This is a genomic window from Streptococcus sp. DTU_2020_1001019_1_SI_AUS_MUR_006, assembly GCF_032340315.1.
Lineage (GTDB): Bacteria > Bacillota > Bacilli > Lactobacillales > Streptococcaceae > Streptococcus.
Genome location: NZ_CP135436.1, coordinates 2052001 through 2071484, shown reverse-complemented (window position 1 = coordinate 2071484; position 19484 = coordinate 2052001). Strand labels below are relative to the sequence as shown.

Annotated in this window: 11 protein-coding genes and 2 pseudogenes; 12 read left to right on the top strand and 1 reads right to left on the bottom strand. The window is 42.1% G+C overall.

What is annotated here, in order from left to right:
* Positions 1-45: 45 nt before the first annotated feature.
* The 12 genes and pseudogenes from RRU92_RS09900 to pyrE all read left to right on the top strand — a co-directional run bounded on the left by RRU92_RS09900 (position 46) and on the right by pyrE (position 18440).
* Positions 46-768 (top strand): DUF4241 domain-containing protein, encoded by a 723-nt coding sequence (locus RRU92_RS09900; protein ID WP_315639702.1) that lies wholly within the window; start codon positions 46-48, stop codon positions 766-768.
* A gap of 11 nt (positions 769-779) precedes the next feature.
* A complete protein-coding gene (locus tag RRU92_RS09895; protein WP_315640929.1) occupies positions 780-1337 on the top strand; it encodes an SMI1/KNR4 family protein in 558 nt (185 codons plus the stop codon).
* A gap of 605 nt (positions 1338-1942) precedes the next feature.
* Positions 1943-2110 (top strand): annotated as a pseudogene (locus RRU92_RS10365) (YSIRK-type signal peptide-containing protein); the annotation flags it as partial.
* 210 nt (positions 2111-2320) lie between these two features.
* Positions 2321-8435 (top strand): annotated as a pseudogene (gene bgaA, locus RRU92_RS09890) (LPXTG-anchored adhesin/beta-galactosidase BgaA); the annotation flags it as partial.
* Positions 8411-9262, top strand: a complete 852-nt coding sequence (locus tag RRU92_RS10360; protein ID WP_410530778.1) for an SIALI-17 repeat-containing surface protein — start codon at positions 8411-8413, stop codon at positions 9260-9262. The pseudogene bgaA and the gene RRU92_RS10360, both read left to right, overlap by 25 nt.
* A 348-nt stretch (positions 9263-9610) precedes the next feature.
* Positions 9611-10312, top strand: a complete 702-nt coding sequence (locus RRU92_RS09880; RefSeq protein WP_315639701.1) for an ABC transporter ATP-binding protein — start codon at positions 9611-9613, stop codon at positions 10310-10312.
* 1 nt (position 10313) lies between these two features.
* The gene (locus tag RRU92_RS09875) at positions 10314-13019 is read left to right on the top strand and encodes an FtsX-like permease family protein (protein WP_315639699.1); all 2706 of its coding nucleotides are present in this window, start codon (positions 10314-10316) and stop codon (positions 13017-13019) included.
* Between the two features lie 95 nt (positions 13020-13114).
* Positions 13115-14467 (top strand): UDP-N-acetylmuramoyl-L-alanine--D-glutamate ligase, encoded by a 1353-nt coding sequence (murD, locus tag RRU92_RS09870; protein WP_049549388.1) that lies wholly within the window; start codon positions 13115-13117, stop codon positions 14465-14467.
* A 1-nt stretch (position 14468) separates the two neighbouring features.
* Positions 14469-15527 carry a UDP-N-acetylglucosamine--N-acetylmuramyl-(pentapeptide) pyrophosphoryl-undecaprenol N-acetylglucosamine transferase gene (locus tag RRU92_RS09865; RefSeq protein ID WP_049549387.1) on the top strand — a complete coding sequence of 353 codons (1059 nt, stop codon included), beginning with the start codon at positions 14469-14471 and terminating at the stop codon, positions 15525-15527.
* Between the two features lie 9 nt (positions 15528-15536).
* Positions 15537-16811 carry a cell division protein FtsQ/DivIB gene (locus RRU92_RS09860; protein WP_315639692.1) on the top strand — a complete coding sequence of 425 codons (1275 nt, stop codon included), beginning with the start codon at positions 15537-15539 and terminating at the stop codon, positions 16809-16811.
* 256 nt (positions 16812-17067) lie between these two features.
* Positions 17068-17769 carry an orotidine-5'-phosphate decarboxylase gene (pyrF, locus tag RRU92_RS09855; protein ID WP_315639691.1) on the top strand — a complete coding sequence of 234 codons (702 nt, stop codon included), beginning with the start codon at positions 17068-17070 and terminating at the stop codon, positions 17767-17769.
* A 38-nt stretch (positions 17770-17807) separates the two neighbouring features.
* Positions 17808-18440 carry an orotate phosphoribosyltransferase gene (pyrE, locus tag RRU92_RS09850; protein ID WP_315639690.1) on the top strand — a complete coding sequence of 211 codons (633 nt, stop codon included), beginning with the start codon at positions 17808-17810 and terminating at the stop codon, positions 18438-18440.
* A 176-nt stretch (positions 18441-18616) separates the two neighbouring features.
* Here the strand turns inward: pyrE and RRU92_RS09845 are convergent, their stop codons facing one another.
* Positions 18617-19483, bottom strand: a complete 867-nt coding sequence (locus RRU92_RS09845) for a cysteine ABC transporter substrate-binding protein (RefSeq protein ID WP_315639688.1) — start codon at positions 19481-19483, stop codon at positions 18617-18619.
* Between the last annotated feature and the right edge of the window lies 1 nt (position 19484).

The following is a 19484-nucleotide window of genomic DNA, read 5'->3' as shown; positions in this document are numbered from 1 at the left end:
TTTAACTTCAGTACAGGTTTGTTTTAAACGAGAAAGGAAAGACCGATGGAAAAACTTCAAGTTTCTGAAGAATGGTTGCAAAAATACCAAGAAATCAAACATATTTTGACCTCGTCTGTCAATTACGCAGCGTGTTTCGAGATGAAAGAAATAGACGGCAAGGAAGTCTTTGTCTTAGATATGGGGGAAGTGATCTTCCCAAGTGGAGAAATATTAGTTAGAGATCCTTTGGTCTGGCTCCGTAGGAATGAAAACCCCTATCTAGAGACAGTTCCTAAAGGAACATTTCCTCTCAAAACCTTAGTAGTCAAGATAGAAGAAGATCATTATCGGTATGTTGCAACAAGAGTTCAATTTACAGATAAGCTTCCAGTTGTCTACTATGAAGCCTTAATTGGCAATGAAAACCTGGATTCGGTTGAAGAAGATTCTTATTTTGGATTTTCAGTCGATGCAGGCTTGGCAACTATTGTGGATGTTGAGACAAAAAATGCCTACTGTGATTTTGAAGAAAAATGGTATCAAGAAAATCCTGAAAAAAACATCTATGATGATTTCTTTGCGGAAATTTTTGCTCAAAATGCCATAGAACATCCCCTATATCAACGAGAAGGCGGTGATTGGATTAACTTTAAAATCCCAGATACAGACCTGACTATTCCAATGATTCAGTCTGGTTTTGGAGATGGAAATTATCCTGTTTACTTTGGCTATGATGAGGATCACCAACTATGTGATGTGGTTATCGAGTATATCTATCTTGGATAAGGAGTTGGATGATGGCACTCAAGGAAGTTTATGATTATTTTCGTCACTATGATAAGGAAACTTATCAAGTTGTCGCCTGCATGGGCAATGAACCATCGGAAGAAGATGTTCAGGATTTTGAAAATCAATATGGTATTCGTCTGCCAGAAGATTTCAGAGAATTCACCATGTCAGCTCTGGGAGGCCTCTTTATGGAAGTCAGGGAAGAGCTATGGCCAAGAGCCAAGGCTTACGATGTAGCACCATTTTGGACCTTCTGTCGAGGTATTAAGGTCTTTGGAATTGCAAATGGGATCCCAGACTTTTTAGACATTCGAATAAAAACCAAGGAATTACATGATTTAGGATTTGTTGACTATATTCCATTTCTATCTATCATCGGGGATGGAGATGTGATTTTCTGCTTTGATAAGGACAATCATATAGTAGCTCTAGATTGGTATAATAGTGGCGAAACTGAAGAGCTTGAATGTGATTTTTCAGAGCTTTTGCTTCAGCAAATTGCCGAGCTTGAAGAACGTAAAAATGAGATGGTCAAGCTACTGAAAAAGGAGAAATCTAGTCAATAATCTATAAGGAAATATCAGTTTGATAGTCCGTAAAAGAGGTTGGGACAAAAGATCCCGACCTCACTTTTTATTAGCAATCAAACTTTGACGCGGTAGTTGATTGAACTTTTTGTTCGTCTTTTATACTCTTCGAAAATCTCTTCAAACCACGTCAGCGTCGCCTTGCCGTAGGTATGTTACTGACTTCGTCAGTTCTATCAACAACCTCAAAACAGTGTTTTGAGCTGACTTCGTCAGTTCTATCAACAACCTCAAAGCAGTGCTTTGAGCAACCTGCGGCTAGCTTCCTAGTTTGCTCTTTGATTTTCATTGAGTATTAGACTCCAAAAAGATCCTAATCATCCTCGCGGGGCTGGGACTACGAAATCGAGACTTTGTCTATCGATTTCTGTCCCACCGCCTTTTTTAGTAAAATCATTCACTAAATGTACATTCAGATTTTCAAAGTTTTCTACTAATTATAGAAAAAAGAATCAAAAGTATGATTTTTATGCTGCCAGTATTGAAGTTTCTTATATTATTTTATAAAATAGAAGCAAAATACTACTGAAAAAGTAGAGCGCTTACATAAAATTGGAAGCGGTTACGAATATAAGGAGGATCTTATGAGAAAAGATCATTGGAATCGAAAAAGAGTGTACAGTATCCGAAAATTTACCGTTGGAACTTGCTCTGTAGTCATCGGTACTTGCTCAGTCTTATTTGGAGCAAGTGTAGCTGGTGCAAGCCCAGTCTCAGCTGATGAAACTCCAATTGCAGTTGCTGCAGAAAAAGTAGAGGATGAGTCTCATAAAGAGGATCTTGGTGAAACAAGAAGTCCAGAACAGCCAGCATCAACTGAATCAGCTGCAAGTGAAGTTGCTACACCAGCTCATGAAGTTGAAAAGGCACAGGACGACCAAACTGTACAATCAGATTCTGATAAAAAAGTGGATTCCATCTTAGATAAGAAACCTCAAGCAATTACTCAAGATCAATCTGCTCAAACGGAAAAACCGGACCTAAAATCGGCTACCAGCGAGGAGGTAAATCAATTGGTTGAGGACCGTAAAGTAGAATTTAACCAAAACTGGCATTTTAAACTCAATGCCAATGCAAAAGATGCTATCAAACCAGATGCAGATGTATCAAGCTGGAAGAAATTAGACCTTCCTCATGACTGGAGTATTTACAATGACTTTGATCATGATTCTCCTGCCCAAAACGAAGGTGGACAACTCAATGGTGGTGATGCTTGGTATCGCAAGACCTTTAAACTTGATGAAAAAGACCTTAATAAGAATGTTCGTCTGGTCTTTGATGGAGTTTATATGGATTCGCAAGTCTACGTAAACGGTCAGCTAGTTGGTCACTATCCAAATGGTTACAACCAATTCTCATATGACATCACTGACTATCTCAATAAAGACGGTCGTGAGAATGTCGTAGCTGTACATGCGGTCAATAAACAACCAAGTAGCCGTTGGTATTCAGGAAGTGGTATTTACCGCGATGTTACCCTTCAAGTCACAGATAAGGTTCATGCTGAGAAAAATGGAACAACTATCTTAACACCAGACCTTGAAAAACAACAAAATGGTAAGGTTGATACTCATGTAACAAGTAAGATTGTCAATACAGATGACAAAGATCATGAAATTGTTGCTGAATACCAAATTATTGAAAGAAATGGTCAGGCTGTAACGGACGTGGTTCGTACAGATAGCCAAGTCTTGAAAGCTCATCAATCAACTAGCCTAAATGCTATTTTGCAAGTTGAGAAACCAAAACTCTGGACAGTCCTTAATGATAAACCAGCTCTTTATGAATTAGTGACTCGTGTTTATCGTGATGGTCAATTGGTCGATGCTAAGAAGGACTTGTTTGGTTACCGTTACTATAACTGGACACCAAATGAAGGATTCTCTTTGAATGGTGAACGCATCAAATTCCATGGGGTTTCTCTTCACCACGACCACGGAGCTCTAGGGGCTGAAGAAAACTATAAGGCAGAATACCGTCGTCTGAAACAGATGAAGGATATGGGTGTGAACTCTATCCGTACAACCCACAACCCAGCTAGTGAGCAGACCTTGCAGATCGCTGCAGAACTAGGTTTGTTGGTGCAAGAAGAAGCCTTCGATACTTGGTACGGTGGGAAGAAACAGTATGACTACGGACGTTTCTTTGACAAAGACGCCACTCACCCAGATGCTAAAAAAGGTGAAAAATGGTCTGATTTTGACCTACGTACAATGGTCGAGAGAGGCAAGAATAACCCTGCTATCGTCATGTGGTCTATCGGTAATGAAATCGGTGAAGCAGACGGTAAGGCTCGTTCTCTAGCGACTGTTAAACGCTTGGTCCAAGTTATTAAAGCAGTTGATAAGACACGCTATGTTACTATGGGAGCAGATAAGTTCCGCTTTGGTGATGGTAGTGGTGATCATGAAAAGATTGCCAACGAACTTGATGCGGTTGGATTTAACTACTCAGAGGACAACTACAAGAAGCTTCGTGCGAAACATCCGAATTGGTTGATTTACGGTTCAGAAACTTCTTCTGCAACTCGTACTCGTGGTAGCTATTTCCGTCCAGAAAGTGAGCTAGTTCATAGCAACCAAGCTTACCGTCATTATGAGCAATCAGACTATGGTAATGACCGTGTTGGTTGGGGTAAAACAGCCACTGCATCGTGGACTTTTGACCGAGACAATGCTGGTTATGCTGGTCAGTTTATCTGGACAGGTACTGACTATATCGGTGAGCCTACTCCATGGCACAACCAAAACAACACACCAGTTAAGAGTTCTTACTTTGGTATCGTAGATACAGCTGGCATTCCTAAGAATGACTACTACTTGTACCAAAGCCAATGGGTTTCTGCTCAGAAGAAACCAATGGTTCACCTCCTTCCTCACTGGAACTGGGAAGATCCTACTCTGAAAGCAAATGTAGCGGACGCAGATGGTAAGATTCCTGTTCGTGCATTTTCAAATGCTGCCAGTGTGGAACTGTTCTTGAATGGCGAGTCTCTAGGTAAGAAAACCTTTAACAAGAAACAAACTAGTGATGGCCGTACTTACCAAGAAGGTGCCAATGCCAAGGAACTTTACCTTGAGTGGAAGGTTGCTTATCACCCTGGAACCTTGGAAGCAGTAGCTCGCGATGAGGCTGGTAATGAAATTGCTCGTGATAAGGTTACGACTGCTGGTGAACCTGCAGGTGTTCGCCTAGTCAAAGAAGAAAATGCTATCGCAGCAGACGGAAAAGATCTCACTTATATTTACTACGAAATCGTTGATAGCGCTGGTAATGTAGTTCCAACTGCCAATAACCTTGTTCGCTTCCAGTTGCACGGCCAAGGTCAGATTGTCGGTGTGGATAACGGTGAACAAGCTAGCCGTGAGCGTTACAAAGAGCAAGCAGACGGTTCATGGGTTCGTAAGGCCTTCAATGGTAAGGGTGTTGTCATTGTCAAATCAACTGAGCAAGCTGGTAAATTTACTTTGACTGCTCACTCTGATCTCTTGAAATCTGCTCAAACTACTATCTTCACAGGTAAGAAAGACCAAGAAGAAAAAACTGTCTTAGGTACAGAAGTACCTAAAGTACGTACAGTTATCGGACAAGCACCAAAAATGCCTAAGAAAGTGGCATTTATCTACAGTGACGGCAGTCGTGCAAAACTTCCAGTAGAGTGGTCAGCAGTTGATGTCAACGAACCAGGAATTGTGACTGTTAAGGGTGTGGCAGATGGACGTGATGTAGAAGCGCGTGTTGAAGTCTTGGCTCTCGAAGCAGAATTGCCTGTAGTCAAGAGAATCGCTCCAAATACAGACCTAAATTCAGTTGACAAATCTGTTTCCTACGTATTGTCAGATGGTACTGTAGCAAGCTATGATGTTAATAAGTGGGAAATTGCAGCTGAAGACCAAGCTAAACTAGCAATCCCAGGCTCTCGCATCCCAGCAAAAGGTATTTTAGAAGATGAAGAAATCGCTGCGACCTTGGTAGTTGCAGAAGGGGAAGCTGCTAATCCAGTAGTTCCAAGTGTAACTGTAGCAGATCAAGCGGTTGAAGGCCTTTCAACTGACCAACCTGTAAAATATCACAAGCTTGCTTATGGAGCAGCCTTGCCAGAGGTTAAAGCTACAGCTGAAAATGCTCAAGTGACAGTTATTCAAGCTAATGAAGCAAATGGTATGCGTGCAAGCATCCATGTTCAACCAAACGATGGTGGCCCACTACAAACCTATGCTATCCAATTCCTACAAGAAGCTCCACAAATTGAACGTTTGAGCCTAGAGGTTGAAAATGCAGCCGCTTTGAAAGAGGACCAAACGGTTGGTATCAAGGTCTTGGCTCACTATCAAGACGGTACACAAGCAGTCTTGAAAGCTGATAAGGTTACCTTCTCAACTACAGGTGAAGGTGATGTAGCTGTTCGTAAAGGTATGCTTGAATTGCACAAACCTGGTCAAGTAACTCTGAAAGCTCAATTTGAAGGAGCAGAAGGTCAGATTGACTTGAACATTCAAGCAAATACTGAAAGCAAAGTCGTCCAAGCCATCCGTCCAGTTAGTGTCGTGACAGGTTTGAACCAAGAACCAAGTCTACCTGCTACTGTAACTGTAGAGTATGACAAAGGATTTCCGAAGGTTCACAAGGTGACTTGGCAAGCAGTTGCTAAGGAAGACCTTGCTAAATACCATAGTTTTGAAGTCCTAGGTAAAGTTGAAGGAATTGAGAAAGAAGCACATGCTAAGGTATCTGTCGAAGGTATCATTGCTGTCGAAGAAGTGAGCGTAACTACTCCAGTTGCAGAAGCTCCTCAACTACCAGAGAGCGTTCGTACTTACCACTCAAATGGCCAAGTCTCTTCAGCTAAAGTAACTTGGGACGCAATTGAACCAAGCCAATACGCACAAGAAGGCAAGTTTACTGTGACAGGACATGTCGAAGGTACTCAACTACCAACTAAACTTCATGTTCGTGTGTCTGCTCAGACAGAAACTGGTCCTAATATTTCTGACCAGTGGACTGGTTCAGAATTGCCACTTGCCTTTGCATCAGACTCAAATCCAAGTGACCCAGTAGCTAATGTCAATGATAAATTGATTTCTTATAACAATCAACCAGCGAACCGCTGGACAAACTGGAACCGTACAAGTGAAGCATCCGTAGGAATTCTCTTTGGTGACTCTGGTATCCTGTCTAAACGTTCAGTGGATAACCTCAATGTAGCCTTCCACGAAGACCACGGTGTTGGTGCACCTAAATCCTATGTCATCGAATACTATGTCGGTTCAGCAACTCCAACAGTTCCTAAGAATCCAAGCTTCGTAGCACGCGAAGACCATGTCTTTAATGACGATAAAAACTGGAAAGAAGTAACAAATCTCAAGGCTCCAGATCAAGTCAGAGCTGGAGAAATGACCCACTTTAGCTTTGATAAAGTCAACACTTACGCAGTTCGTATCCGCATGGTTAGACCAGATGGTAAATGGGGTACTTCTATTACAGAAATGCAAATCTTCTCTAAACAAGTAGCTGCAGCTAAGAATGCTCAAGCACAAATCCAAGTAGATGGAAAAGATTTGCCAAACTTTAACCCAGGCTTGACTGACTACTACCTAGAAGCAAGCCAAGGAAAAGCTCCAGCTGTTACAGCAAGTGTCACTGAAAATGGTATTGCAACAGTTGTACCAAGCGTAGGTGAAGGAGATCCAGTTCGTGTTGTTGTCAAGGCTGAAAACGGAGATATCCTAGGTGAATACCGCTTACACTTCACAAATGATAAAGATTTGCTCGCAAGTAAACCTGTTGCTGTTGCCAAATCATCTCGCTTGGTTGCTAAAGGACAAACTCTTGAGCTACCAGCAAAAGTTCCTGTTTACTTCACAGGAAAATCTGACTATGAAGTCAAAGACTTGGCTGTTGACTGGGAAGCAGTCCCAGCAGAGAATCTAACAAAAGCAGGTGAATTTACAGTTCATGGTCGCGTTTTGGGTACTGATTTAACTGCTGAAGTGGCTGTTCGTGTAACAGACAAGCTCGGAGAAAATCTTTCAGACAACCCAGACTTCGATGACGATAGCAACCGTTCATTTGCCTCAGCAACTAACGATATTGATCCAAACTCTCATGACCGTGTAGATTATGTTAACGATGGTTCAGATGATGAAACTCGTCGTTGGACTAACTGGTCTCCAACTCCATCTGAAAATCCAGAAGTTTCAGTAGGAGTTATCTTCAGAGAAAATGGTAAGATTGTTGAACGTACAGTAGCTGAAGGAAGCATTCGTTTCTTTGCAGATGGTGGAACAGATGCACCTTCTAAACTTGTTCTAGAACGCTATGTGGGACCAGAATTTGATTCACCAGAATATTACTCTAACTATCAACCATACGATCCAGAACATCCATTCAACACTCCTTCTAACTGGGAGAAAGTTGAATACCGTGCGGATCAAGAAGTTCAAGCAGGAACTGACATCCATGTAACCTTTGCACCGGTCAAAGCTAAAGCTATGAGATGGCGCATGGACAGAAAAGCAGACAAGAAGGGTGTGGCTATCACTGAAATGGCCTTTATCGCACCAAGTGAAGCACCTAAAGACAATACAGCTTCTAAACTTCTAGTAGATGGTAGAGAGCTTGCTGACTTCTCTGAAGCTCGTGTGGATTACCAAGTAACCTATAGTGGTAACCGTCCTAAAGTGACCGTTGAAGCTGGTGAAAACGTAGCGGCAACAGTTGTCGATAGTGGTGACGATAAACTTCCAGTATTGGTACGTCTCGTTTCAGAAAGTGGTAAACACGTTAAGGAATACCGTATCCAATTGACCAAAGAAAAGGTTGAAACTGGAAAAGTTGCCCCAGCTGTTCAGGAAGAGCTTCCTAGCCTAGAAGTTGTTGAAGAAGCTCTCAGCTTCAAGACAGTGAAGAAAGAAGATCCAACTCTAGCAGAAGGTGAAACTCGTGTGAGTCAAGAAGGTCGTGAAGGTAAAGAACGTATCCTGACTGAAGTAGCAGTAGATGGAAGCCGTACTGAAAAACTTCGCGAAACTATTGAAGCACCGCAAGATGAGATTGTCTTAGTCGGAACTAAGAAAGAAGTATCTGGTAAAACAGATCCAGCTATCCATGAGGTTCCAGAATTTACTGGTGGAGTAAATGGTGTCGAAGCAGCTGTTCATGAAGTTCCAGAATACACTGAAGCTATTGGCACAGCAGGCGATGAAGCAGCACCAGTAGTAGAAGTCCCAGAATTCAAGGGTGGCGTTAACGCAGTCGAAGCAGCTGTTCATGAAGCTCCAGAATACACTGAAGCTATTGGTACAGCAGGTGATGAGGCAGCACCAGTAGTAGAAGTCCTAGAATTCAAGGGTGGCGTTAACGCAGTCGAAGCAGCTGTTCATGAAGTTCCAGAATACACAGGAGCTATTGGCACAGTAGGCGATGAAGCAGCACCAGTAGTAGAAGTTCCAGAATTCAAGGGTGGCGTTAACGCAGTCGAAGCAGCTGTTCATGAAGTTCCAGAATACACAGGAGCTATTGGCACAGTAGGCGATGAAGCAGCACCAGTAGTGGAAATCCCAGAATACACAGGCAGTGTCAATGGAGCAGAAGCAGCTGTTCATGAAGTACCTGAGTTCACTGGTGGCGTTCCTGGTGGAGAAGGGACTACTCACCAAGTTCCAGAATACACAGGTGGTGTCAATGGCTCAGAAGGAGCTATCCATGAACTTCCAGAATTCAAAGATGAGCAGTCACAAGTAGCTCTTGCTATGTCACAAGACAAGACCTACCAAGCACCTGCAAGTCATCAAAATATCCTCCCTAAAACAGGTACTAAGGAAAATGCAACCCTTGCAACAGCAGGTGTTGTAGGAGCATTACTTGGTCTCTTTGCAATGGGAAAGAAAAAAGAAGACGAATAAGATGATGTAAAAGCATCTAAGTCATAGAGATTGGTTCAAGAGACTAATCTCGACAATAAAAAGTGGACAAAACTAGTTTTCTGATAAACAGAATCTGGTCTTGTTCGCTTTTTTGTCTAAACAATTAATTGCAAAAGAAGACCAGAGATGATATTCGATTAAAAATAGAGAGCAAGCTAAGTAGACTTGCCTCAGAAACATGGTGAGTAAGGCAAGGCCGTACTGACCGGTTTTCAGTATTTTTTGAAGTTTCAAAATCTCTCTAAAGTCTACAGGGATAAGCTTTCTTTCTCTCCTCAAAAGAGTTATAATAAAGATGAAAATAGGGATAGAAGAGGAGGAGATAGGATGGCTTATATTGAAATGAAAAACAGCTATAAGAGGTATCATACTGGAGATACGGAAATCGTGGCCAATCGAGATGTCAACTTCGAGATTGAAAAGGGAGAACTAGTCATTATCCTTGGGTCATCTGGTGCAGGGAAGTCAACCGTTTTAAATATTCTAGGCGGTATGGATACAAACGATGAAGGGCAAGTCTGGATTGATGGGACTAACATTTCTGACTATACCTCCCATCAGAGAACCAACTATCGTAGAGATGCCGTTGGCTTTATCTTTCAGTTTTACAACTTGGTTTCTAACTTGACTGCTAAGGAAAATGTTGAGCTAGCTTCAGAAATTGTTGCTGATGCCTTGGATCCTGAGCAGGTTCTCAAGGATGTAGGATTAGGGCACCGTCTTAATAACTTTCCAGCTCAGCTGTCAGGCGGTGAGCAACAACGAGTATCCATTGCTCGAGCCGTGGCTAAAAATCCTAAAATTCTCCTTTGTGATGAACCAACGGGAGCTTTGGACTACCAGACTGGTAAGCAGGTTCTAAAGATTCTTCAAGATATGTCACGTAAAAAAGGGGCCACCGTTATCATTGTGACCCATAATGCCTCCCTAGCTCCAATAGCTGATCGGGTGATTCAGATGCATGATGCCAGTGTCAAGAGTGTTATCCTCAATCCTCAACCACAGGATATTGATGATTTGGAGTACTAAGATGAAAAGAAAGACATATTGGAAAGACCTGCTCCAGTCTTTCACAGGTTCAAAGGGACGGTTTTTATCCATCCTAACTCTGATGATGTTAGGTTCTTTAGCCGTGGTTGGTCTCAAGGTTGCTAGTCCTAATATGGAGCGAACAGCTTGGGCTTATCTGAAAGATACTAATGCGGCAGATATGACCGTCATAGCAGATTATGGTCTAGATCTGGCAGACCAGAAAGAATTGCAAACTCTATCAGGAGCAGATGTTGAATTTGGCTATATGACAGATTTGACTCTGGCAAATAGTGAAGATGCCATACGAATCTTTTCAAATACTGAAAAGATTTCAAAATTTCAAGTAACGGAAGGTCGTTTGCCTGAAAAAGAAGATGAATTAGCTTTGGCGGATTTTTGGAAAGATCGTTATCAGATTGGTCAAGTCATTCATTTGAACCAAAAGAAGGGCAGCAATTCTCAGTTGAAGCGGGATAGTTATACCATTACAGGCTTCGTCCACTCTCCAGATATTTTCTCAAAAACGGATATGGGGAGTTCAGCCAGTGGTAATGGGAATCTAGCAGCCTATGGTGTCGTAACTGAAGAAAATTTTAAGAGCTCTGTTTACACGATTGCCCGCCTGCGTTTTGCTAGTCTAACAGATGTCAATCCTTTCTCTAGTGATTACGAAAAGAAGTTAGAGGAAGAAGAAGCAACTCTAAAGAACTTAGTTGCTGATAATGGTCAAGCGCGGCTAGAAAAAATGAAGAAGGAGGCTCAAGAGTCCCTTGATGAGGGCAAGAAACAGCTAGATGAGGCTGAAAGCAACTTGACAGCTGGCAAGAAACGCCTGCAGGAAATCGAAACGCGTCTACAAGCTCAAGAAAATCAAGTGAGCCAACTACCAGAACCACAAAAAAGTCAAGCATCTAGTCAGTTAGGAGAAGCAAAAGAACGACTAAAGCAAGAAAAGGAAAAGCTGAGCCAAGCCGAAACAGATCTTACTAAGGAAAAGGCTAAATGGCAGACCAGTCAGGATGAAGTCAATGCTCTGACAGAGCCAACCTATCATGTCTACAATCGCAAGAGTTCTCCTACTGGTCAAGGGTATCTCATGTATAGTAACTCGGCCATGAGTATTCGTGCCGTGGGAAATATTTTTCCAGTTGTTCTCTATGCCGTTGCAGCCATGGTTACCTTTACCACCATGACACGATTTGTAGACGAGGAAAGAACCAATGCAGGGATTTTCAAAGCTCTAGGATACCATAGCAAGGATATCATTGCTAAGTTTGTGATTTACGGTCTGGTTGCTGGAACTCTTGGAACCCTTCTAGGAATCTTGCTTGGGCATTACGTCTTGGCACCTACAATCTCTCATATTATCACTGAGCGAATGATTGTTGGAGAGAGTCAGCAGTATTTCTACTGGACCTATAGTTGCTTGGCTCTTGGACTAAGCTTAATAGCTAGCGTTTTACCCGCCTACCTTGTATCTCGCAGAGAATTGCATGAAGAAGCAGCGCAATTATTACTACCCAAGCCACCAGTCAAGGGTTCTAAAATTCTCTTGGAACGCGTAACATTTATCTGGTCACGCTTGAGTTTTACTCAGAAGGTAACAGCTCGCAACATTTTCCGTTACAAACAACGCATGCTGATGACCATTTTTGGGGTTGCAGGTTCAGTAGCCCTCCTCTTTGCAGGGCTTGGTATTCAATCCTCTGTGGTTGGCGTGGCCGACAGGCAGTTTAAGGATCTGCAACAATATCAAATGATTCTCTCTGTCAATGCTGGGGCTTCTGATTCTGACAAGGCCAAGCTAGAAGAAAAATTGCAGAGTGATGAAGTTGAAAACTATCGTTTAATTTCTTCCAAACAGATTGAGGAAGACTATGCCGGTAAGGCTGGCGTTCAGACCGTGACCATGATGGTAACGGATCAAGATGACCTAGCTCCCTTTGTCCTCCTAGAAAAAAATGGGGAAAAACTGGGCTTGTCTAACGGAGTTGTCTTGACTGAAAAATTAGCCCAGTTGGCTGGAGTTTCTGTTGGTGACAATTTTACAATCGATGGGAAAACCTTTAAAGTAGGTGCTATTACCGAGCACTATGTGGGCCATTTTGTCTATATGAATCAGGCAACCTATGAGGAGATATACGGTCAAGCACCCAAGATGAATACCTATTTGGTCCAACTCAAGGATAAAAGTGAAGTCAATACCGAAAGAGTCGCAGGAGAATTTATGGATCAGGCGGCTGTCAGTGGCCTCGTTCAAAATGCTTCAACCATTCAGCTCTTTGAAAGTTTTGCCAATTCTCTGAATCATACCATGGCGATTTTGGTGCTGGTATCGGTGCTATTAGCCATTGTGATTCTCTATAATTTGACCAATATCAATGTTGCTGAACGGATTCGGGAACTCTCAACCATTAAGGTTCTTGGTTTTCATAACAAAGAAGTGACCCTTTACATCTATCGGGAGACCATCATATTGTCACTAATTGGAATGATTGTAGGATTGGTATCAGGCTTTTATCTCCATCAATTTCTCATTCAGATGATTGCACCTGGAACCTTCCGTTTTCAACCCAAGGTCGGCTGGGAAGTGTATCTCATCCCAATTCTAGCTGTTTGTGTCATCTTGACTATCCTAGGCTTTTTTGTCAATCATTATCTCCGAAAGGTAGATATGCTTGAAGCCCTCAAGTCTGTAGAATAGTTGGTCGAGGACAAAAACAAATAAGAAAGCCCTTTGTGGCTTTTTTATTTTCATAAAAATGGTAAAATAGTAAGAGTAGAAATGGAGTTCTAGATATGAAACGAATTGATCAATTTGAAAATAAGAAAGTATTAGTCCTAGGATTGGCAAAATCTGGTGAATCTGCAGCTCGTCTTTTGGACAAGCTAGGTGCCATTGTGACAGTGAATGATGGCAAGCCTTTTGAGGAAAATCCAGCTGCGCAAAGTCTCTTGGAAGAGGGCATCAAGGTTGTCACTGGCGGCCATCCTTTGGAATTATTGGATGAAGATTTTGCTCTCATGGTAAAAAATCCAGGAATTCCTTATAGCAATCCGATGATTGAAAAAGCTCTAGAAAAAGGCATTCCAGTCTTGACAGAGGTTGAGTTGGCCTATTTGATTTCTGATGCACCAATCGTCGGTATTACTGGTTCAAATGGTAAGACAACGACCACAACCATGATTGGTGAAGTTCTGACTGCTGCAGGACAAAATGGTCTTCTTTCTGGGAATATCGGTTACCCTGCAAGCCAGGTAGCTCAGACAGCAACAGATAAGGATACCCTTGTCATGGAGCTATCCTCTTTCCAACTAATGGGAATCCAAGAATTTCATCCTGAAATTGCTGTTATTACCAACCTGATGCCAACACATATTGACTATCACGGTTCTTTTGAAGCCTATGTCGAAGCTAAGTGGAATATTCAAAGCAATATGACAGCGACTGATTACTTAGTATTGAACTTCAACCAAGACTTGGCAAAAGAATTGGCTAGCAAAACACAAGCTACCGTTGTACCATTTTCAACACAGGAAAAGGTTGATGGAGCTTATCTGGAAGATGGTCAACTCTACTTCCGTGGGGAAGTAGTCATGGCAGCGAATGAAATCGGAGTTCCAGGTAGCCACAATGTAGAAAATGCTCTTGCGACGGTTGCTGTGGCCAAGCTTCGTGGTGTGGATAACCAAACCATCAAGGAAACCTTGTCAGCCTTTGGTGGTGTCAAGCACCGTCTCCAATTTGTAGACCAAATCAATGGGGTTAAATTCTATAACGATAGTAAATCAACCAATATCTTGGCAACTCAAAAAGCCTTGTCTGGATTTGACAATAGCAAGGTTATCTTGATTGCTGGTGGTTTAGACCGTGGTAATGAGTTTGACGAATTGGTACCAGATATTACTGGACTTAAGAAAATGGTCATTCTCGGTCAGTCTGCAGAACGTGTCAAACGTGCAGCCGATAAGGCAGGTGTGGCTTATGTGGATGCAACAGATATTGCAGATGCAACCCGCAAGGCTTATGAACTTGCAGAAGAAGGAGATGTGGTTCTCCTCAGTCCTGCTAATGCTAGCTGGGATATGTATGCTAACTTTGAAGTACGTGGAGATCTTTTCATCGACACTGTAGCGGAGTTAAAGGGATAATATGAAAAAAATAGTATTTACAGGTGGGGGAACGGTTGGACACGTTACCCTCAACCTTTTGTTAATGCCTAAGTTCATCGAAGATGGCTGGGAAGTCCACTATATTGGTGACAAAAACGGAATTGAGCATCATGAAATCCTCAAGTCAGGTTTAGATGTCACTTTCCATTCTATTGCAACTGGGAAATTGCGCCGATATTTCTCATGGCAAAATATGGTTGACGTCTTTAAGGTTACATTTGGAATCCTTCAATCGCTCTTTATCATGCTCCGTCTTCGTCCACAGGCCCTCTTTTCTAAGGGAGGATTTGTATCTGTTCCACCTGTCATTGCAGCGCGAGTATGTAGAGTACCTGTCTTTATCCACGAGTCTGACCTCTCTATGGGCTTGGCCAATAAAATCGCTTATAAGTTTGCGACTAAGATGTACTCTACTTTTGAACAAGCGTCTAGTCTCACTAAGGTAGAGCACGTTGGAGCTGTGACTAAGGTTTCTGGTCCAATTATGGAAGAACCCGAAGAAATGGTGGATATCCGAACTTACTTTGATAGTAAGTTACCAACCCTTCTCTTTGTAGGTGGTTCTGCTGGTGCGCGTGTCTTTAACCAATTAGTTACAGACCACAAGGAAGAGTTGACTAGTCGCTACAATATCATCAACCTGACAGGTGATGCTAGTTTAAATGAACTAAGTTCAAACCTCTATCGTGTTGACTATGTGACTAACCTCTATCAACCGCTCATGAATATGGCTGATGTTGTCATCACTCGTGGTGGTGCCAATACCATCTTTGAACTCCTTGCTATGGCTAAATTGCATGTCATTGTGCCACTAGGTCGAGAAGCCAGCCGTGGAGATCAGATTGAAAATGCGGCTTACTTTGTGAAAAAAGGCTATGCTGAGGAGTTGCAAGAAAGCGACTTGACCTTGTCAACTTTAGAAGAAAAAGTAAGCAAGCTTTTGACCCACAAAGAAGACTACCAGAACACGATGAAGAATTCTCAGGAATTAAAATCTGTGGCAGATTTTTATGAGCTATTAAAAAAAGATTTATCATAAGGAAAATTGATGTCAAAGGATAAGAAACAAGAGCCAACTCAAGGCAAGGAATTGTCAGAGTGGCAAAAACGAAATCAAGAGTATCTTCAAAAAAAAGCTGAAGAAGAGGCCCAACTAGCCAAAGAAAAGGCCCAAGCAGAAGCCAATAAAAAAGAAGTTGCAAAAACTCCGGAAGAAGAAACCACTTTATCAGAGTGGCAGAAGCAGAACCGTGAATATCTGCGCAAAAAAGCTGAGGAAGAGACCAAGGAAGAACAAGAGTCAGACTTATCTGAGGACACTGAGGAGGAAGATGATTCAGACTCTAATCCTGAAGAGCAGAAGGAAAGTGTAGAAGACCAGTCCTCTCCTGAGAATGAGGAGGAAACTACTGAGACAGAACAAGTAGAAGAAGAGGACGAAAAATCTGAAGAAACAAAAGTAGAAGAAAAGAAGGTTAAAACCAAGAAAAAGCCTACCAAGCCTTCTATTCCTAGAGTTCATATATGGCGTGCTGTTACGATTCTAATCCCGAGTTTGCTTTTCTTGGTCTTTTCGATCTATCTGTTGACGCCCTTCTCAACTCTGAAAAACATAGAAGTCACTGGGACAGTAGAGACCAATGCAGATCAAATCAAAGAGGCTTCAGGGATTCGTGATAGTGACTATACCTTTAGTCTACTTCTCAATAAAGACAAACATGCTGAGATGATTAAGTCCAATCACTGGATTGAATCTGCGAGCATTCACTATCAATTTCCGACCAATTTCACCATCCAGGTCAAGGAATACGGGATTGTAGCCTATTATGTTTCTGGAGAGGACCATTATCCGATTCTTTCTAGTGGGACGGTGGAAACTAGTCCAGTTAGCCTAGTCAGTCTTCCAGAAACCTATCTATCTGTTCTCTTCAACGATGAACAGCAAGTCAAAACCTTGATTGAACAACTGGCTGAAATCAGCCCAGAGATTAAGCAAGCGATCAAAACGATTGAATTGGCTCCAACTAGTGTAACTAGTGATATGCTTAAGATTACCATGTATGATACGGATGAAGTTTTGGTTCCTCTATCCGAACTAGGGAAGAAATTACCTTACTACAGTAAGATTAAACCTCAATTGACAGTACCAAGTGGTATTGATATGGAAGTTGGGATCTATAGTTATAGTTTGGCGGATAAGGCACTTGAGGACGAAAGAATCAAGGCCAAAGAAGAGGAGAAGAAAAAGCAGGAGGAAGAAAAGAAAAAACAAGAGGAACAGGGTAATCAAAATCAAACAACTCAACAATCACAGAGTCGCTAAGCTTGAGAACATTCTATCGGCTTGATTGTGAGTCTTGACTTTAAAGTTCTTCGGATACTAGTTTTTACTTGACAAGTCCCGCTTTAAATAATAGAATAGTAAAAAACCTTTAAAGCAGTCCAGAGAGGCAGCTAAGGTTAGACGGTGAAAGGGTGGATTCTACCCATTTTTCGTGGAACCTTGCTGTTGGCAGGTTCCTTTTTTGTAGTCTCTTTGACGGAAGCTGGGCTGATAAGAAAGATAAGAGGAGAAACGCATGCGTGAAAGTCGCCCAGTCATAGCTCTGGATTTTCCAAGTTTTGAAGAAGCCAAGGAGTTTTTAGCCCTATTTCCAGCAGAGGAAAAGCTCTATGTCAAAGTAGGAATGGAAATCTACTATGCTGTAGGACCTGAAGTTGTCCGTTATTTGAAGTCATTAGGACATAGTGTCTTTTTGGATCTCAAACTGCATGATATTCCCAATACAGTCAAATCAACCATGAAAATTTTATCGAACCTGGGAGTTGACATGACCAATGTGCAGGCAGCAGGTGGGGTTGAGATGATGCAAGCAGCGCGTGAAGGATTGGGAGACAAGGGGATTCTCATAGCTGTGACCCAATTAACCTCAACTTCGGAGGAACAAATGCAAGAGTGTCAAAATATCCAAACCAGCCTCCAAGAGTCGGTTATCCACTATGCCCAGAAAACAGCTGAAGCTGGTCTAGATGGAGTCGTTTGCTCGGCCCAAGAAGCCAAGCTTATCAAACAAGCAACTCATGAAGACTTTATCTGTCTGACACCAGGGATTCGCCCAAGAGGGACAGAAGCAGGAGATCAGAAACGGGTAGTAACCCCAGGAGAAGCTTACCAGATTGGCAGTGACTACATCGTAGTTGGGCGTCCGATTACGCAAGCAGCTGATCCAGTCGCAGCCTACCATGCCATCAAAGAAGAATGGACACAAGATTGGGTTTAAAAAGAAGATTCATTTAACGCTATAAAAAGGAGCACACCATGACACTTGCTAAAGACATTGCTAGCCATCTATTGAAAATTCAAGCTGTTTACCTCAAGCCAGAAGAACCTTTTACTTGGGCATCCGGCATTAAGTCACCGATTTATACGGACAACCGTGTGACGCTTGCTTACCCAGAAACGCGTAGCTTGATTGAAAATGGTTTTGTGGAAGCCATCAAGGCAGAATTCCCAGAAGTAGAAGTGATTGCAGGAACAGCGACTGCAGGCATTCCGCATGGTGCCATCATCGCTGACAAGATGAACTTGCCATTTGCCTATATCCGTAGCAAACCAAAAGACCACGGAGCAGGCAACCAAATTGAAGGCCGTGTAGCCCAAGGGCAAAAGATGGTTGTTGTTGAAGACCTTATTTCAACTGGTGGTTCTGTGCTTGAAGCTGTTGCAGCTGCCAAACGCGAAGGAGCGGATGTTCTTGGTGTCGTGGCTATCTTCAGCTATCAATTAGCAAAAGCAGATAAGAACTTTGCGGATGCTGGTGTCAAACTGGTGACCCTTTCAAACTATAGCGAGCTTATCCACCTAGCCCAAGAAGAAGGCTACATCACACCAGAAGGACTTGACCTCCTCAAACGATTTAAAGAAGACCAAGAAAATTGGCAAAATGCTTAAAAAATAGAAAATCAGGTAATCACTAGGATTACCTGATTTCTTTTTGTGATTTCATTGGATGTTATACTCAATGAAAATCAAAGAGCAAACTAGGAAGCTAACCGCAGGCTGCTCAAAGTACAGCTTTGAGGTTGCAGATAAAGCTGACGTGGTTTGAATTTGATTTTCGAAGAGTATTAGTCAACTTTTCCACCTTCAACAACCAGGTCATCTGCTTTAGCAGCGTCACCGTAAGTTGGGTGGAGTGTTTTTTCATAGGCTTTGTGGAAGAAGTTTTCCTTACCTAATTTTTCGATTTCTTGGTTGATGTAGTCAAGAAGTTCTTGGTTACCCTTTTGAACTGCTGGTGCAATGGTATCTGGGTTACCTAGAGAAGTAATTCCTACTTCAAATCCTTTATTTTCAAGCGCCCAAGCTAGGACTTCAGTATTGTCAGTAGAAAAGGCATCTCCACGTCCGTCAAGAAGAGCTTGATAGGCATCGCTATATTGGTCATATTTTTGAAGTTTTACTTCTGGGTGATTTTTCTCAAAGTAAGTTTCAGCAGTCGTTCCTTTTGTAACAATCAAGGTTTTGCCTTCAAGTTGCTTAACATCTGTAATTAGACCAGTCTTAGGTGACACAACACCGAGAGAAACTTTCATGTAAGGAAGGGCAAAGTCAACTTGTTTCTTACGTTCGTCAGTAACTGTGAAGTTGGCAAGGGTGATATCAACTTTGTTTGAAATCAAGTATTCAGCACGGTTGGCAGCATCGACAGAAACGTATTTGACCTTGACACCAAGGTCTTGTGCTAATTGGTTACCTAGTTCGATATCATAACCTTGGTAAGAACCATCGTTGTCAACATAACCAAACGGTTTTTTGTCTCCAAATACCGCGATTCGAAGTTCGCCACTTTTCTTAATTTCATCAATGGTGCGAGCTTTGGCAGTTGCCTTAGTAGACGAAGTATCAGAGCTTCCGCCTGAACTACAAGCTGTGACAAAGATAAGCGCAAATGCTAGAGCAAAAACAGTTAGAATTGGTTTAAGTAGTTTCATA

Coding starts and splice junctions, on each gene's coding strand:
- RRU92_RS09900 (WP_315639702.1), top strand. CDS start 46: ATGGAAAAACTTCAAGTTTCTGAAGAATGGTTGCAAAAATACCAAGAA.
- RRU92_RS09895 (WP_315640929.1), top strand. CDS start 780: ATGGCACTCAAGGAAGTTTATGATTATTTTCGTCACTATGATAAGGAA.
- RRU92_RS09880 (WP_315639701.1), top strand. CDS start 9,611: ATGGCTTATATTGAAATGAAAAACAGCTATAAGAGGTATCATACTGGA.
- RRU92_RS09875 (WP_315639699.1), top strand. CDS start 10,314: ATGAAAAGAAAGACATATTGGAAAGACCTGCTCCAGTCTTTCACAGGT.
- murD (WP_049549388.1), top strand. CDS start 13,115: ATGAAACGAATTGATCAATTTGAAAATAAGAAAGTATTAGTCCTAGGA.
- RRU92_RS09865 (WP_049549387.1), top strand. CDS start 14,469: ATGAAAAAAATAGTATTTACAGGTGGGGGAACGGTTGGACACGTTACC.
- RRU92_RS09860 (WP_315639692.1), top strand. CDS start 15,537: ATGTCAAAGGATAAGAAACAAGAGCCAACTCAAGGCAAGGAATTGTCA.
- pyrF (WP_315639691.1), top strand. CDS start 17,068: ATGCGTGAAAGTCGCCCAGTCATAGCTCTGGATTTTCCAAGTTTTGAA.
- pyrE (WP_315639690.1), top strand. CDS start 17,808: ATGACACTTGCTAAAGACATTGCTAGCCATCTATTGAAAATTCAAGCT.
- RRU92_RS09845 (WP_315639688.1), bottom strand. CDS start 19,483: ATGAAACTACTTAAACCAATTCTAACTGTTTTTGCTCTAGCATTTGCG.